Source organism: Flectobacillus sp. (genome assembly GCF_049240685.1).
Taxonomy (GTDB): Bacteria; Bacteroidota; Bacteroidia; order Cytophagales; family Spirosomataceae; genus Flectobacillus.
This window is the reverse complement of the sequence record NZ_JBMLSD010000087.1, coordinates 10,756-25,788: the sequence shown is the minus strand read 5'-3', so window position 1 is coordinate 25,788 and position 15,033 is coordinate 10,756. Positions and strand designations below refer to the sequence as shown.

The window sequence follows — 15,033 nt, the reverse complement described above, 5'->3', positions numbered from 1 at the left end:
CAAAGAGTTTTAAAATAACTAAAGAAATACTCTTTTACGAAGCCTACTGGCTAAAGCTGAAAGCCTAAAGGACAACGACTAATTCGCAATTCAGCATTCATACTTACTACCAAATCACAAAAAAGGCGTTCGGAAAATTTGTTCCGAACGCCTTTTTTGTGATTACTAAAATATTTTCGATATCAAGGCAAATAATGCTCTCTCCAAATTTTAATGGGCTAAATGTTGAATTTAGTTAACCACAAAGGGAGGATTTGCGTAAGATATACCAAAATTTAGGATGGCTCAACTTTGGTGCTTAATCAACGTTGAAAACACTTATTATTTTTTAACAACCTTTACTTCGATTCTTCTATTTTTGGCTTTCCCTTCTTCTGTTGAATTTGAAGCTACAGGAACAAATGGCCCCTTCCCATCAAAATCGATACGAATAGCGCTGATACCATTTGTTACTAACATGTTACGAATGGCAAAAGCACGTTTCAATGATAATTTTTTGTTTTGAAGCGTATCTCCAGCATTATCAGTATGACTAGTAATTTTTACTTGAACTTTCGGAAAAGCAGTCATAATTTTAGCCAAATCCTGAACATTTTTGTCCGAACCTGCCACAAGAGTTGATGTATTACCCTCAAAATTCACATTTTCTAATGTAAATACTTGAGCAGGACGGCTTGCAGTATCTGCGACATATTTAGTAAAACGCTCCACAAATGAACCTGGCAAGGTTTCGATAGACTGTCCATTTGGCAATGCAATAGAGGTTAACTTTACCTCTGCGGCCGTATTTGATGAATCGACATTGGCAATTGTTGTATCTTTTGGCAAAGCAGTGGTATCGATTTCGGCGCCAGTTACTTGCTCAACCTGCGTACTATCCACTTCATCAGGAGCACTTGCAAACGTTGACTGCCAATCATAATTAGCCAAGAAGTAAACCGCCGCAGCAACTACTACAGCAATTAAGCCAGCAGGTAGAACCCACTTAGGCAGAGGTTGACGCTCCTCGTCATCTACCTCATAGTTTTTACTTGAATAGGTAACAACATTATCCCTGTCATCTGTGGCTTTGGGAGCCGCAGGTGCAGGTACACCCGGCGAGCGTAGTGGAGCACCAGAGGCAAACTGAACAGGTTTGAGTTCTTGACTCATAAAAGTACTCAAACCCAAAACATCTATCATTTTGACTTGCAAATTCTCAGGCGTTTCGCCTAGCAAATATCCTTTCAGCTCAAGAACAGTATTAGCAAGGGTACTTTTATCAGCATTTTGGCTAGCCACTACTTTCCCTAGTCTTCCAATTACAACTGGCATTACAAAGGCAAGTAATGAAGTAGCGGTAGAGTTACGCACACCTGCAAACTGAGAAATCAAAGTTGCAATAGAACTTTTTTTGTCAGGCAACAGCATACTTACTAGGCTATGCCCTTTTTCTACTACCTTAGCAAAACTCTCAGGGTCATTGACTACACTTGATATTTGTGATAAAATAGCCCCATCATGCCCTCCTTTTTGTATTGCATTCATCAATGTAGTGGCGCCAGCTTCATTAGAAGCTCTTTTCATGATGCCACCAATAATGGTTGGAACAAGTCCTTCAATTGCCAATTTTACTTTGTCCTCTTTTTCTCCTACTAGCGAGGCAGCCTTTGCGCTGATGTCTCCTCCTAATAACTCTTTCAACTCTACTATTAAATTCATATCAAATGTTTTAAGATTATTCTATCGAGATTTTAGATAAGCAATAGGTATGTTTGTATGATAAGGTACACAACAACTCCATTTTTTTGCCCAAAAATACAACCCTTCCTTGATATTTAGTCTATATTTCTTAATATCTTATCAAATCATTTTATCAACGGCGCAGTTGTCTTGATTAATGCAAAAATGAAGTTAAAAAAATGAAATTCTTTCAAAAAAATTTAATTACCAAAACATGAATCTTAACTTTGTGGCTCAATACTTAAAGGGATAGTCTTATTTTTATCTCCAAATACGCTATCCTCAGACGTAATCACAAAAACAATGAAAAAAGTTTTATTTATCGACCGTGATGGAACTATTATCCAAGAGCCTCCTGTCGATTTTCAGGTGGATTCATTAGAAAAATTAGCATTTTTACCAAAAGCCATCTCTAATCTTCGCAAAATTGCAGAGGAAACCGACTATGAATTAGTTATGGTGACCAATCAAGATGGTTTAGGAACCGACTCTTTCCCAGAGGATACGTTTTGGCCTGCTCACAACAAAATGATGGATACCCTTACAGGTGAAAACATCATTTTTGCAGACGTACATATCGACCGTACTTTCGAACATGAAAATGCCCCTACACGTAAGCCTCGTACAGGAATGCTGACTAAATATATGAATAACCCAGATTATGATTTGGCTAATTCTTATGTTTTAGGAGACCGTCTGACAGATATTCAATTGGCGCTCAATTTAGGTGCGAAAGCTATTTATTTGGGCACAAGCCCTATCGAACTACCCGAGCAAGTGGAGGCTACAGCCTTAGTTTCGGCAGATTGGGATACAATTTATGAATTCTTACGTTTACCAGCCCGCAGAGCTTCTGTCGAAAGAATCACCAAAGAAACCCAAATTTGGGTAGAGCTGAATCTTGACGGCAAAGGCAAATCTCAAATCGAAACAGGTTTAGGTTTTTTTGATCACATGTTAGATCAACTAGCTAAACATTCTGGGGCTGATTTGAAAGTTAAAGTAATTGGTGATTTACATATCGACGAGCACCACACGGTTGAAGATACAGCCCTAGCCCTAGGTGAAGCCTATTTAAAAGCCTTGGGTGACAAAAAAGGGATTGCTCGTTATGGGTATTTTTTGTTACCAATGGACGAAGCATTAGTGCATGCAGCTATTGATTTTTCTGGCCGTAACTGGATGGTTTGGGATGCTAAATATACTCGCGAAAAAATTGGGGATGTTCCGACAGAGATGTTTTTCCACTTCTTCAAGTCATTTACCGATACAGCAAAGTGTAATCTGAACATCAAGGCAGAGGCTGATAACGAACATCATAAAATTGAGGCTACATTCAAAGCTTTTGCCAAGGCTATCAAAATGGCTACCAAAAGAGAAATCAAAGATTTAGATATTTTACCATCCACCAAAGGTGTATTATAATTCAATTATTGAAAAACTATCCAAAGTTTAGCATTTTATGTGCGTAATTTTCAGTTTTGAATTTTATCTTTGTGACATCAAATTCGACAATTCATATTCACAAATCTAAAATATAAATACCATGGGTGTTTCAGGAGCATTATTCTTTATCGTCCTTTTTGTTCTAGCAGCAGTAGTAGGTTCAAAACTACAGCAAATCTATAAAGAAAGAGGTAAATAAGATGTCAAGTACAAAGAAGGAGAACTAAAACGGTTCTCTTTTTTTGTACCATTATGTTGATATGCAAAATAAAATTTAATTTTTGAGCTTTCGGCTTTTGGCCATTAGCATTCGGCAAAACATCTCATATCTATCGTTGCTAAAAAACAATTTACAATTCTTTGCCTCGTACCAAAAACAAAAAAGTTAAATCTAATTCTGCGCGATTACTTACTTTATAAATCTTACTGTTTGTATCCTATACCTCCTTCTTTTCTAGAATTTCATCCTGATCGGCTTGCTCACCCTAATCCAGATATATTACTAAAAACCAGAGAGATTTCAGCAGACAGCACAATCATAACTTACTTAAAAACAACAGTTTATATGTTTGTGAGTTTATTATAACATACCTTCATCTGCAAAACTGAGATATGTTTTATCTGTAAAAATCAAATGGTCTAAAACAGGCATATCCAAAAATTTACCTGCCTCTACCATTTTCTTTGTCAAATCTTTATCTGCCTGACTTGGTGCGGTATTTCCAGAAGGGTGATTGTGAGAAAGAATCAAAGCACTAGCCAAATTTTCTAAGGCAAGCTTAAATATCAATTTAGGATCGGCAACTGTTCCTGCCACGCCCCCGGAGCTAATACATTGACAACGAATCACTTGATTTGCCCGATTGAGCAAAATAACCCAGAACTCCTCATGGGGTAAATCCATCATATAAGGCTTTAGTACAACGTAAGCGTCATTAGAAGAAGTAATTCTTGGTTTTTGGGGAATTTCAGCCTCTTTTCTTCGTCGCCCAAGCTCCAAAGCACTTACAATAGTAATGGCTTTGGCTTCTCCGATTCCCTTAAACTTGGAAAGCTCTTTTACGGTGAGTTTGGCCAGTTGGTTAAGATCACCATTTACATGTTGTAGAATAAGTTTAGCAATATCTACTGCGGTGAGTTTTTGGATACCCGACCCTATCAGTATTCCTAATAATTCGGCATCTGAAAGTGCTGATTTGCCTTTTAGGAGAAGTTTTTCGCGTGGGCGATCTTCCTCTGCCCATTCTTTTATATTAAGGTGCTCGCTAGTATATGAAGACATATATATAAGTATACTTACTAAAGTTTAAGTAGTCGTGCAGCATTCGAGTTAAGTTTTTGTTGAAGGCAAAAGGCAAAGAGTGTTAAAATGTTTCTTCTTAAAGAAAGATATGTTTTTGCCGAATGCCCAAAGCTGAAAACTTAAATTTTATTTTCACACTAACTTATTAAGTAAATTTGCATAAAAATACTGTAAAGTTTATTTTTTTCTAAATAAATTTACTAATATTTCTATTTTACAAGCGAGGACAAAAATGTTGGGTTTACAAATGGGTATAAACACAAAAAAGGTCTCGTTTTGAAGCGAGACCTTTTGTAGATTTAGTATCTTGAAGCTGATTAAGCAGCTGCTTTATTCACTAACTTAGCTAACTTTGATTTCAAGTTAGAAGCTTTATTTTTGTGAATAATGTTCTTCTTAGCCAATTTGTCTAAAGCAGAAGAAACTTTTTTATAGAGTTCAGAAGCTACTGCTACATCATTGGTTTCACGTAAACGTTTCACCATTGTACGAGTAGTCTTGTGTTGGTAACGGTTACGCAATCTTTTAGCTTCGTTTGCTCTAATTCTCTTTAACGCTGATTTGTGATTTGCCATTTTTATTTCCCGAATAATATTGGTTTTCTAAATTGAAGTGCAAAGGTACAGAAAAAGTTATACTTCCACAACCTAATTGATGTATTTTCTTTTCAGAATTACCAATAATATACCCAATAATGATTGAAAATTGTATTTTGCGGTGCAAAGGTCGTAGAAATTAATTGTATTTCCTAGATTCCACGGGTAACTTTAATCAGTTTATTCCTAATTAATACTGTTCTCTCATGAAACCTACCCTATTAGTAAGATTGTTAGCATTAGCGTTTTGGGTATGCTATAGTCTTCCAACCAAGTCCAGCGGGACTTCTCGTTGGGGATTTTTTGGTCATCAGCTTATCAATCGATTGGCTGTTTTTACTTTACCTCCCGAAATGATTACCTTTTATAAAAAACACCTTCCCTACTTAATTGAGCATTCGGTAGACCCAGACAAAAGGCGATATGCCATTCCTGACGAGGCTCCCCGTCATTTTATTGATTTGGATTATTATGGCGATAGTGCCATTTTTCGTTTACAAAAACCTTGGGAAAAAGTAGTAGAGATTTACTCGGAAGATACTTTAAAAAAACACGGAATTGTTCCTTGGCATATTTCTTTTATGAAGTATCGCCTAACAAAGGCATTTGAAACCAAAAATTTATCCTCTATTCTCAAATGTTCGGCCGAAATAGGTCACTACATCGGAGATGCTAATGTGCCATTACACACTACTTCAAATTATAATGGTCAAAAAACACAACAAGTTGGTATTCATGGCTTTTGGGAATCAAGACTTCCTGAGCTTTTTTCGAAGGAATATGACTTTTTTGTGGGAAAGGCTGAGTATGTAAAGTTTCCTCAAAAACGTATTTGGACAAACATTCAACATGCTAATCAATGTCTCGACTCGGTGTTTAGATTTGAAAAAACACTTCAATTTCAATTTCCTAAAAACAAGCAGTATAGCATAGATGAACGAAATTTGATAAATACTCGTGCTTACTCCTTTTTGTACAGCAAAACGTATCACGAATTACTTAATCATCAAGTTGAAAGACAAATGCGGGCAGCAGTTAAAATGTTAGGGGATTTTTGGTATACTTGTTGGATAGACGCTGGACAGCCCGATTTGAATGTACTTAGTACTCAAAGCCTCTCCGACTCGGTTCGACATGCAGATGAGCAAGAAGCAAAGTCTTGGTTGAAAAGGCTATTTTCGGCAAGAGATGAAAATGAATAAGAGGATGTTTGATGATTTAGGAACACCACTTTCCTCTAAATTGGTCTAAAGTTTTGCTTCGATTGAGCCAAATTATCTTCTAACTTTGCATCATGAAGAATCAATTTAGAAAAAATAACGATTTTAGACGAAAAAATCAGAATAATCATAAATCTGGTAAATCAACCCCGAAGACAGATTTCAGTCATATACAAGTAACGCAGCCCGCTGTGATATTACATGTAGGAAAAGAATTTCCTGTAAAACGATTTCACCCATGGGTTTTCTCGGGCGCAATTGCGCAGATTTTGGGCGAACCTACCGACGGGCAAGTAGTAGATGTACTTGATTTTGAAGGTAACTTTTTGGCTACTGGGCATTATCATGAGGGCAGTATAGCCGTCAAAATTTTCTCATTCGAAAAAACCGAAGCCGACGAAGATTTTTGGTTTAACAAGATAGCGAAAGCCTTTGATGTCCGTAAACTAATCGACTTTAACCAAACCAATTGTTTTCGTTTGATTCATGGCGAAGGCGATGGCTGTCCTGGATTAATCGTGGATGTTTATAATGGCGTTGCGGTACTACAAGCACATAGTATAGGAATGCACTTAGAACGTCACAAGTTAGCCAACGCTATCAAAAGAGCTTTGGGTGATACTTTAGTGGCTGTTTATGACAAAAGTTCCGAAACTCTACCTCCTCAATATGCCGCTAATCAAAAAAATGGCTATTTAATAGGTACTAGTTCGGTGCCACATCCAGCCAAAGAAAACGGTCATACATTTTTGATTAATTGGGAAACTGGTCAAAAAACAGGTTTTTTCCTCGACCAGCGCGACAATCGTGCCTTGTTGGCTCGGTATGCCAAAGACCGAAAAGTATTAAACTCATTCTGTTATTCGGGAGGATTTTCAATTTATGCACTCAACGAAGGAGCTACTTTAGTGCACTCGGTAGATGTCTCACAAAAAGCGATTGATTTAGTAAATCAAAACGTCGAGGCCAACTTTGGAGACAAGAATGCCAATAATCATGAGGCGTATGCCGAAGATGTTATGAAATACCTGAAAGCAAACGACCAGTTTTATGACCTAATTGTACTCGACCCTCCTGCCTATGCCAAAAGTATGGATGCTCGTCACCGTGCGGTGCAAGGCTACAAGCGTTTGAACATGGAAGGCTTTAAACGTTTGGGCAAAGGTGGTATTTTGTTTACGTTCTCATGCTCGCAAGTGGTAGACAGAGAATTGTTTTATAATACGGTTGTTTCGGCCGCTTTGGAAGCTGGACGACAAGTAAGAGTACTGCATCATCTGACACAACCATCAGACCATCCTGTTAATTTCTTCCACCCAGAGGGAAGTTATTTGAAAGGCTTGGTTCTTTATGTTGAGTAAATAAAACCAAAAGCCTATACAAAAATGACTGACTCAGCGCTGAATCAGTCATTTTTGTATAGGCTCTTCAAACAATGGAATATTTGAAAATTTGCTTCTATTCCACAAATCTGAACAATCTATTCCAACGGATTTTACTTAAGAAAGATTTATTAGGATCGAGTGACATCCAAACGAATACCGCCTTTCCGACAATATGATCGGCAGGAACAAATCCAAAGAATCTTGAATCTTCAGAATTGTGACGGTTGTCACCCATCATAAAGTAATAGTCTTGCTTGAAAGTATAAGAAGTAACAGGCTTACCATCGATGCTTACTTTATAGTTTTCAATAACAACATTTTTGTTACCTTCATAGTATTTGATAACATATTTGTACTTATCGATATTCATCGAATCTAATTTGATAGTCAAACCAGCTTTAGGTACTTGAATTGGGCCAAAATTATCGCGATTCCAGTTATAAAGAGTCGAACTCATCGGGGCATCCTCTTGATGAATGATATTGGGTCCAACTTCCATGCGTTCTCCTTTTGGAGAAATAATAGGAGTAATTTCTTTGACGCCATCCAACTGCTTTAATTTAACAATATTTGACTCAAAAGTATTTACAACATACACATAATACCCCTTTTTCGTGTCTGAAGAATCGCCTTGATAGGGTCCTACCAAATTGTTATTCTCATGCCCCATCGCATCGATGCCATTAAAAATACCTAAATCTTCAAAAGGTTTTACATCGGTAATTTCTTTCGTTGTTTTAAGAATATAGCCATGTTGCATTTTGGCAGGATTGGTAGCAGGTTTGCCATTGATGTACAACTGTGTATTTTTAATTTCTAATAAATCTCCGGCAGTAGCCACACAACGCTTGATATAATAGGTTTTCAAGTCAACTGGCGCATCGCCATCAGGTTCAAAATTAGGAACGTTGAATACCACAGCGTCACCTTTGGTCACTTCCGAAAAACCTGGTAGGCGATAAATAGGCAAATCCAACCATGTTAGGTAAGATGGTAGATTGGTTCCCCAGATTTTTTGGTGAGTCAAAGGAACTTGCAATGGGGTTTTGGGAGTACGTACACCATAATGGAGCTTACTTACAAATAAAAAATCACCAACCATTAAACTACTTTCCATAGAGGAAGTGGGAATAGTATAGGCTTCGAAAAAGAAGAAACGAATCAAAGTAGCCGCTACTACGGCAAATACTACGGAATCAACCCACTCGCGAAAGGCTGACTTTTTTACTGGCTTTTTTTCAGACATTTTACAAAAATCTTAAATTTCTTTGATGGTTATGTAACTAAGCTTTTACACAATAGTCGTAATTGTTGGCCTAGAATTACAATTCCATGAATTTATTTTTGAAACATTGACAAAATAAAAGCACTAAGTAATATAAAGACGTATTACTTAGTGCTTCTGAATGCTTTTAATCTGCTAACAAATCATCCATTCCAAATACACCTTTTTTGCCAGCTATCCACTCGGCGGCAATTACCGCTCCCAAAGCAAAGCCTTCACGGCCGTGCGCTTGGTGCAAAATTTCGATTTGGTCGATATCAGAAATATATTTAACGATGTGTGTTCCTGGCACCTTGCCTTCACGAGCTGACCATATCGCAACCTCGTTTTCGGCAGGAATCTCATTATTAATCCATTTCTCTTTACCTTCCAAATTTTCAATCAGTCCTTCAGCAATAGTAATGGCTGTGCCACTTGGAGAATCCTTCTTTTCAGTGTGGTGAATCTCGGTAGTGCTTACACTATACTGTTTTTGTGGGCTCATCAATTTGGCTAACATTTTATTCAGCTTAAAAAAGATGTTAACCCCAATGGAATAATTTGAAGACCAGAAAAATGCGCTTCCTTTTTCTAGAGTTAAAGCCTCTAATTCAGGCTTTTTTTCTAACCAACCTGTAGTACCCGAAACTACAGGAATACCTTTTTCTATACAAGATTTTACGTTGTCGTATGCTGAAAGAGGATGGCTAAATTCAATCACAGCATCTACATCAGCTGCGCTGAGAGCATCAAACTCGCTACGGTTATTTACGTCGATTCGTGCTACTATGTTATGACCTCGGCTCAGAGCAATCTTCTCTATTACTTTACCCATTTTGCCATAGCCGAGAAGAACAATATTCATGTTAATTGAGACTATTTATGTGAAATTTATAAATTCTGGTTGCTATTTCAACGCCAAAGTAATTTTTGCCCCAAATGCAGGACTGTTCATAAAAGGAGTAGTCACTGCTGGTTGGATTTTCATTGAAATATCGTCGGTTAAATCAAATGTTTTTAAGTGTGCCGTTACGTTGGCATCAATGATATTGGCTGCCCAAATAACCAATACAAACAAGATAGCAGTGTCTCTATATCGGTGATAATACTGTGTACCAGCCTTGAGTTGCGCTGCCGTCAAATTGCGCGTAATACCATTATAAGTAACAGAAATACTTGATAAGCCCTGAGCAGTAAGGTTTTGATAATTGGAACGGAACAGTTGATAATTTTCATTATTATGAATAATAAAATAAACATTCACCCCAAAACCTGCCGCCAAAATTGGTAACTTCCAGTACTGTCGATTATAGATTTGGCCCCAGCCTGGCACCATTGCAGAACGAATGGTAGCTATTCTTGGAATAATCTTATACTGCTTTTTCCCTGAATCCAGTGACTTGGCTACTTTTGTCAAGTCGTCTTTTGGGATTTGAATGGTATCTGCCTTTAAGATTTGTGCTTGTGAAAAATAACTCACCAACAAGCAAACTACACTCAAAAGCCATACTTTTTGTATTTGTTTCATGCGTATTCTAGTCAAAATTTCTTGCAAAGTTCATGTAAAATAACTTCGTATTCAATGGCTTAACAAGATTTAACAAAACTATTGTTGAAAAATCGACCAGTTTTAAGCTTTTATAGAAAGTAAAATTTTGTCTAATTCTTCTTGAGAACTAAACGGAATTTTGATTTCGCCCTTACCTTTGTCATCTGCTTTAACAGTTACTTTCGAGCCAAAATAGGCTTGAAGTCTAAACTGAAGGCTTCTAATTTCTTGTTTTACGCCACCTTTTTTATCAACACCCTCAGCCATCAATTTGGCGTTTGACAATTCTCTTACTGCTTCTTCTACTTTACGAACAGACCATTCTTCGGCAATAGTTTTATTGAAAATAGAAAGTTGGTGTTCGCGATTATCGATATTGATAATAGCACGAGCATGACCCATCGAAATCTTGTTATCACGCAATGCCACCTGAATCACATCAGGAAGTTTCAATAAACGAATGTAATTATTGACAGTAGTACGGTTTTTTCCTACTCTATCTCCGAGCTCCTCTTGCTTCAGACTACATTCAGTAATCAAACGCTGATAACTCAAGGCAATTTCGATGGCATTGAGGTTTTCGCGCTGAATGTTTTCGATAAGAGCCATCTCTAGCATTTGCTGGTCGTCGGCAGTACGTACATACGCAGGTATCATGCGCAAACCTGCACGCTTAGATGCCTGCAAACGACGCTCACCAGAAATAAGCTGGTATTTATTTGGACCAATTTGACGAACCGTGATAGGCTGGATAATCCCCTGCACACGAATAGAGTCAGCCAATTCGTTCAAAGCCTCCTCATCAAAATGTGTACGTGGCTGATAAGGGTTGGTTTCGATAGTATCTACCGAAATCTCATTCATCGAGCTTATCTGTTCTAAACGCTGAGGGCGCTCGATTGGCGTAGGCGTACTTGGTCTGGTAGTATTTACACCATTAACTGAATCTGAGTCCTGTAACAAAGCTCCTAAGCCTCTGCCAAGTCCAACACGTTTTTTTGCAGGTAATTCCATTTTACTCATGGTATAAAAAGTTAATAGATATTGATGTTGCAAGAAACATTTAACAAGAATTACTCAAAGCAACATCATTGATAAGTCGCAATAATTAAGTTAAGAATGAAGCTGAATTAGATTTAATTTATGCGTTTAGAAAACAGGCACATAAATGCAATTTTACAAAGCCTAATTCCGAAAGCGGATACCAGAAAGCCTAAAGCACAAAACTTCAATTTCATTTTGTGTAATAACTTAACGCAAAATAAAATTAAATAATTGAGCCAAGAGCCTGCGTATATGGTCTTTTGGCAAAACGTTTTTTACCTAAAAATAGCAGGTTTTTTGCCTAATGCCTAAGGCTTACCACACAAATCTAATTTTGCTCATTAACTTAGGTTCCCTAGCAATAAACCTCCGTTTATTCTTGGGTAACATAGCCATTTTTGGCTAGTATTTCTCTTGCCAGATTCAAATAACTGATAGCTCCTTTGCTTTCAGAATCGTGTGCAATGGCTGGAACACCGAAGCTAGGAGATTCAGACAAACGAATATTTCGTGGAATAATGGTATTGAATACCATACTCTGGAAATGAGAGGTGACTTCGGCAACTACTTGATTTGACAAACGAACCCGTAAATCATACATGGTTAGAAGAATCCCTTCGATTGTCAAAGCTGTATTTAATCTTGATTGAATAATCTTGATTGTATTCAATAGTTTCCCTAAACCTTCAAGGGCAAAATATTCACATTGTACAGGAATAATCACAGAATCTGCAGCAGTAAGTGCATTAATGGTAATTAAACCCAAAGAAGGCGAGCAGTCAACTATTACAAAATCATAATCGTCAAGAACTGTTTGAAGGCACTCCTTCATGCGCTGTTCTCGATCGCGAAGATTAATCATCTCAATTTCGGCACCTACCAAATCAATATGCGACGGAATCAAGTGTAAGTAAGGTAAATCCGTCTCAATGATAATGTCTTGTACCTGAACTCCATCTACCATACACTCATAAATTGAGTTTTGGATTTCTTTAGGGTTATAGCCCAAACCCGAGGTAGAGTTTGCTTGAGGGTCGGCATCGACTATAAGTGTCCTAAATTCCAGTGCGGCAAGGCTTGCTGCTAGGTTGATAGTGGTAGTAGTTTTACCAACTCCTCCTTTTTGGTTGGCAATCGCAATTACTTTCCCCATTTGATTTTTTGAGTTACTTGTTTCAGTTACTGATTATTAGTTATACAGCCGATGGTAATATGATTGACAGAATTACAAATCCTGAATAACCAATAAGGAATAACTCAATCTGCCTTCAAATATCTCTCTTTCGAAGGAGATTTACAAAGAGTGTTCCACAAATGTTTCACGAATATAAAAAATCTTTCCAAAACTTCCCTACTAATCCAATATAATTGAAATCAAATTTGCGCTTTTATAAAAAAAAACTCCTGCCACTGCTCACTAGCGCATAAAAATCATATTAATTATCAGATTAATACCTTTTTATAATTTCTTCTATTTCTAGTTTTTTCAAATAATCTTGTTTAAAATTTAGGCTAGGACTTATCAAAAAGTTGGTATTCCGCAGATATAGGTTTAACTTAGAATGTTTTTTTCAATAAAAACGGCAATTTTAGACTATATTACAGATATTTTCTTGAGAGTTTTCCCTCTACTTCGATGATGGTTATTTTACTTACAAGTTACAAATAATAAGTCGATTAAAAGGACGCTTACAGGGGTACAGACTACTAGATTTAACATTAAGTTAAATTATAGAACAAGAAGGGTATTAGTCTAAAACAAAAACATTATATTCATTTAATAAAAACAAACTATTTACAGCCCACAAAGTAGCAACCACGAATCCTAAAACTACGTTGATGGGCACAAAGCTTTAAAAATATATGACTTCAAATCATTCTAACGAAGCCCTAACAGAAGAAAAGAAAGGTACGTTTCCAAAAGCGATTCCTTACATCTTGGGTAACGAAGCCGCCGAGCGATTTAGCTTTTATGGTATGCGCTCTATCCTATCCACTTTCTTAGTTGCACAGTTCTTTAATCCTAGCGGAAACCCTGTACTTCAAAAAGTTGCCGAAGCAAAATCCAACGAAATGGTTCACATGTTTGTGGCATTGGCGTATTTTATGCCTATGGTAGGTGGCTTGGTAGCTGACTGGTTTTTCGGAAAATATAAGGTAATTTTTTACGTATCTGTTTTATATTGTTTTGGACATTTAACCTTAGCATTATTCGAAAACAACTTAGATATGTTCTCGCTTGGCTTACTAATTATTGCTTGTGGCGCAGGAGGTATCAAATCATGTGTGTCAGCTAATGTGGGTGACCAATTTGACAAAAGTAACGAGCATTTGATGACAAAAGCTTATAGCTGGTTTTATTTCGCTATCAATGCTGGTTCTGTGGTATCTAACATTTTCATTCCTGTTATTTATGCTTCTATTGGCGCTGCATGGGCTTTTGGAGTTCCGGGTATTTTGATGGCGATTGCAACGGTAGTGTTTTTCTTAGGAAGAAACAAATATGTGCATGTTCCTCCATCAGGTATCAATCGCAACAATTTTGTATTTATAACCTATTATGCACTTACCCACTTGGGAGACAAAAAAAATGGTGAAAGTTGGTTAGACGTATCAAAAGCGGAATATGACCATGAAAAAGTTGAAGGGGTTAAAGCCGTTTACCGTGTTTTGGCAGTATTTGCCTTTATTCCAATATTCTGGGCATTATGGGATCAAAACTTAGCAGAATGGGTTTTACAAGCTAAAAAATTAGATCTAAACACAGGCTTAGGTTATACATTCCTACCAGAACAAGTACAGGTATTGAACCCGTTATTCTTAGTTAGTTTTATTCCTGTATTTACTTATGTAGTGTATCCTTTCTTCGAAAAATTAGGTATCAAAACTACTCCACTACGTCGTTTAGGTGCTGGTTTCTTCTTAACAGCGGTTTCTTTTGTGATTATTTCCTTGATTCAAACAAGTATTGATGCAGGTGGTCAGCCGTCGGTTTGGTGGCAAATTTTGGCTTACTTGGTATTGGCTTGGGGCGAAATTTTGGTATCTATCACAGGTTTGGAATATGCATATACCAACTCTCCAAAATCAATGAAGAGTACTATGACCGCGATTTGGTATTCTGCGGTATCAATCGGTAACTTAGGTGTTGCTTTGGTCAATGGTAATATTGCAAATGGTGGTTTCTTAGCTCAATTGGAAGGTGCTTCTTACTTCTGGTTCTTTACAGGATTGATGTTCGCTAGTACTGTGATTTTTATGCTGGTAGCAGGTAGACTTAAAGAAACCAAATACGTAGGATAGATTCGATGGCGGATTTGGGATATTTGATTTCGGATTTACATTCAATCGAGTGTTTATTTTTATCTCCATTCCACACTCGTAGAGACGAAATACTTTACGTCTAAACCCAAAATAATAGTAGCAAAAAGGCGCTCGAAAAACAATTTTCGAGCGCCTTTTTGCTTGATGAATAGTCAATAATTACTTGACATTTTAGAACCT

12 protein-coding genes are annotated in these 15,033 nt (G+C 37.1%); 4 read left to right on the top strand and 8 right to left on the bottom strand.

What is annotated here, in order from left to right:
* Positions 1 to 321: 321 nt before the first annotated feature.
* Positions 322 to 1,701 (bottom strand): DUF937 domain-containing protein, encoded by a 1,380-nt coding sequence (locus tag ACOVQ4_RS04195; RefSeq protein WP_421819401.1) that lies wholly within the window; start codon positions 1,699 to 1,701, stop codon positions 322 to 324.
* 324 nt (positions 1,702 to 2,025) lie between these two features.
* Between ACOVQ4_RS04195 and hisB the strand changes: the two genes are divergently transcribed.
* Positions 2,026 to 3,147: a bifunctional histidinol-phosphatase/imidazoleglycerol-phosphate dehydratase HisB gene (gene hisB / locus ACOVQ4_RS04190; protein ID WP_421819400.1), complete on the top strand. Its 1,122-nt coding sequence runs from the start codon at positions 2,026 to 2,028 to the stop codon at positions 3,145 to 3,147.
* 601 nt (positions 3,148 to 3,748) lie between these two features.
* Here hisB and radC read toward each other — a convergent pair.
* Both radC and rpsT read right to left on the bottom strand, forming a co-directional pair.
* Positions 3,749 to 4,450, bottom strand: coding sequence for a RadC family protein (gene radC / locus ACOVQ4_RS04185; RefSeq protein WP_421819399.1), 702 nt, complete (start codon positions 4,448 to 4,450; stop codon positions 3,749 to 3,751).
* Positions 4,451 to 4,788: 338 nt separating this feature from the next.
* Positions 4,789 to 5,046, bottom strand: coding sequence for a 30S ribosomal protein S20 (gene rpsT, locus ACOVQ4_RS04180; protein WP_421819398.1), 258 nt, complete (start codon positions 5,044 to 5,046; stop codon positions 4,789 to 4,791).
* A gap of 227 nt (positions 5,047 to 5,273) precedes the next feature.
* Between rpsT and ACOVQ4_RS04175 the strand changes: the two genes are divergently transcribed.
* Both ACOVQ4_RS04175 and ACOVQ4_RS04170 read left to right on the top strand, forming a co-directional pair.
* Complete coding sequence (locus ACOVQ4_RS04175) at positions 5,274 to 6,269, top strand: zinc dependent phospholipase C family protein (protein ID WP_421819397.1); 996 nt, start codon at positions 5,274 to 5,276, stop codon at positions 6,267 to 6,269.
* A gap of 92 nt (positions 6,270 to 6,361) precedes the next feature.
* Positions 6,362 to 7,648, top strand: coding sequence for a class I SAM-dependent rRNA methyltransferase (locus tag ACOVQ4_RS04170; protein WP_421819396.1), 1,287 nt, complete (start codon positions 6,362 to 6,364; stop codon positions 7,646 to 7,648).
* A 97-nt stretch (positions 7,649 to 7,745) separates the two neighbouring features.
* Here the strand turns inward: ACOVQ4_RS04170 and lepB are convergent, their stop codons facing one another.
* The 5 genes from lepB to ACOVQ4_RS04145 form a co-directional block, all read right to left on the bottom strand.
* Positions 7,746 to 8,918 carry a signal peptidase I gene (lepB, locus tag ACOVQ4_RS04165; protein WP_421819395.1) on the bottom strand — a complete coding sequence of 391 codons (1,173 nt, stop codon included), beginning with the start codon at positions 8,916 to 8,918 and terminating at the stop codon, positions 7,746 to 7,748.
* A 166-nt stretch (positions 8,919 to 9,084) separates the two neighbouring features.
* Positions 9,085 to 9,801, bottom strand: coding sequence for a 4-hydroxy-tetrahydrodipicolinate reductase (gene dapB / locus ACOVQ4_RS04160; protein ID WP_421819394.1), 717 nt, complete (start codon positions 9,799 to 9,801; stop codon positions 9,085 to 9,087).
* 42 nt (positions 9,802 to 9,843) lie between these two features.
* Entirely contained in the window at positions 9,844 to 10,464 is a 621-nt protein-coding gene (locus ACOVQ4_RS04155; RefSeq protein WP_421819393.1) for a DUF5683 domain-containing protein, read from the bottom strand.
* 102 nt (positions 10,465 to 10,566) lie between these two features.
* Complete coding sequence (locus ACOVQ4_RS04150; RefSeq protein WP_421819392.1) at positions 10,567 to 11,508, bottom strand: ParB/RepB/Spo0J family partition protein; 942 nt, start codon at positions 11,506 to 11,508, stop codon at positions 10,567 to 10,569.
* A gap of 394 nt (positions 11,509 to 11,902) precedes the next feature.
* Entirely contained in the window at positions 11,903 to 12,682 is a 780-nt protein-coding gene (locus ACOVQ4_RS04145; protein WP_421819391.1) for a ParA family protein, read from the bottom strand.
* Positions 12,683 to 13,392: 710 nt separating this feature from the next.
* Between ACOVQ4_RS04145 and ACOVQ4_RS04140 the strand changes: the two genes are divergently transcribed.
* Positions 13,393 to 14,832, top strand: coding sequence for a POT family MFS transporter (locus ACOVQ4_RS04140; RefSeq protein ID WP_421819390.1), 1,440 nt, complete (start codon positions 13,393 to 13,395; stop codon positions 14,830 to 14,832).
* Positions 14,833 to 15,033: the final 201 nt, after the last annotated feature.

Bases quoted from the DNA above. Each gene is read 5' to 3' on its own strand.
- ACOVQ4_RS04170 (WP_421819396.1), top strand. From the start codon at position 6,362: ATGAAGAATCAATTTAGAAAAAATAACGATTTTAGACGAAAAAATCAG.
- dapB (WP_421819394.1), bottom strand. From the start codon at position 9,801: ATGAATATTGTTCTTCTCGGCTATGGCAAAATGGGTAAAGTAATAGAG.
- ACOVQ4_RS04145 (WP_421819391.1), bottom strand. From the start codon at position 12,682: ATGGGGAAAGTAATTGCGATTGCCAACCAAAAAGGAGGAGTTGGTAAA.
- ACOVQ4_RS04155 (WP_421819393.1), bottom strand. From the start codon at position 10,464: ATGAAACAAATACAAAAAGTATGGCTTTTGAGTGTAGTTTGCTTGTTG.
- lepB (WP_421819395.1), bottom strand. From the start codon at position 8,918: ATGTCTGAAAAAAAGCCAGTAAAAAAGTCAGCCTTTCGCGAGTGGGTT.
- ACOVQ4_RS04150 (WP_421819392.1), bottom strand. From the start codon at position 11,508: ATGAGTAAAATGGAATTACCTGCAAAAAAACGTGTTGGACTTGGCAGA.
- ACOVQ4_RS04140 (WP_421819390.1), top strand. From the start codon at position 13,393: ATGACTTCAAATCATTCTAACGAAGCCCTAACAGAAGAAAAGAAAGGT.
- ACOVQ4_RS04175 (WP_421819397.1), top strand. From the start codon at position 5,274: ATGAAACCTACCCTATTAGTAAGATTGTTAGCATTAGCGTTTTGGGTA.
- ACOVQ4_RS04195 (WP_421819401.1), bottom strand. From the start codon at position 1,701: ATGAATTTAATAGTAGAGTTGAAAGAGTTATTAGGAGGAGACATCAGC.
- radC (WP_421819399.1), bottom strand. From the start codon at position 4,450: ATGTCTTCATATACTAGCGAGCACCTTAATATAAAAGAATGGGCAGAG.
- rpsT (WP_421819398.1), bottom strand. From the start codon at position 5,046: ATGGCAAATCACAAATCAGCGTTAAAGAGAATTAGAGCAAACGAAGCT.
- hisB (WP_421819400.1), top strand. From the start codon at position 2,026: ATGAAAAAAGTTTTATTTATCGACCGTGATGGAACTATTATCCAAGAG.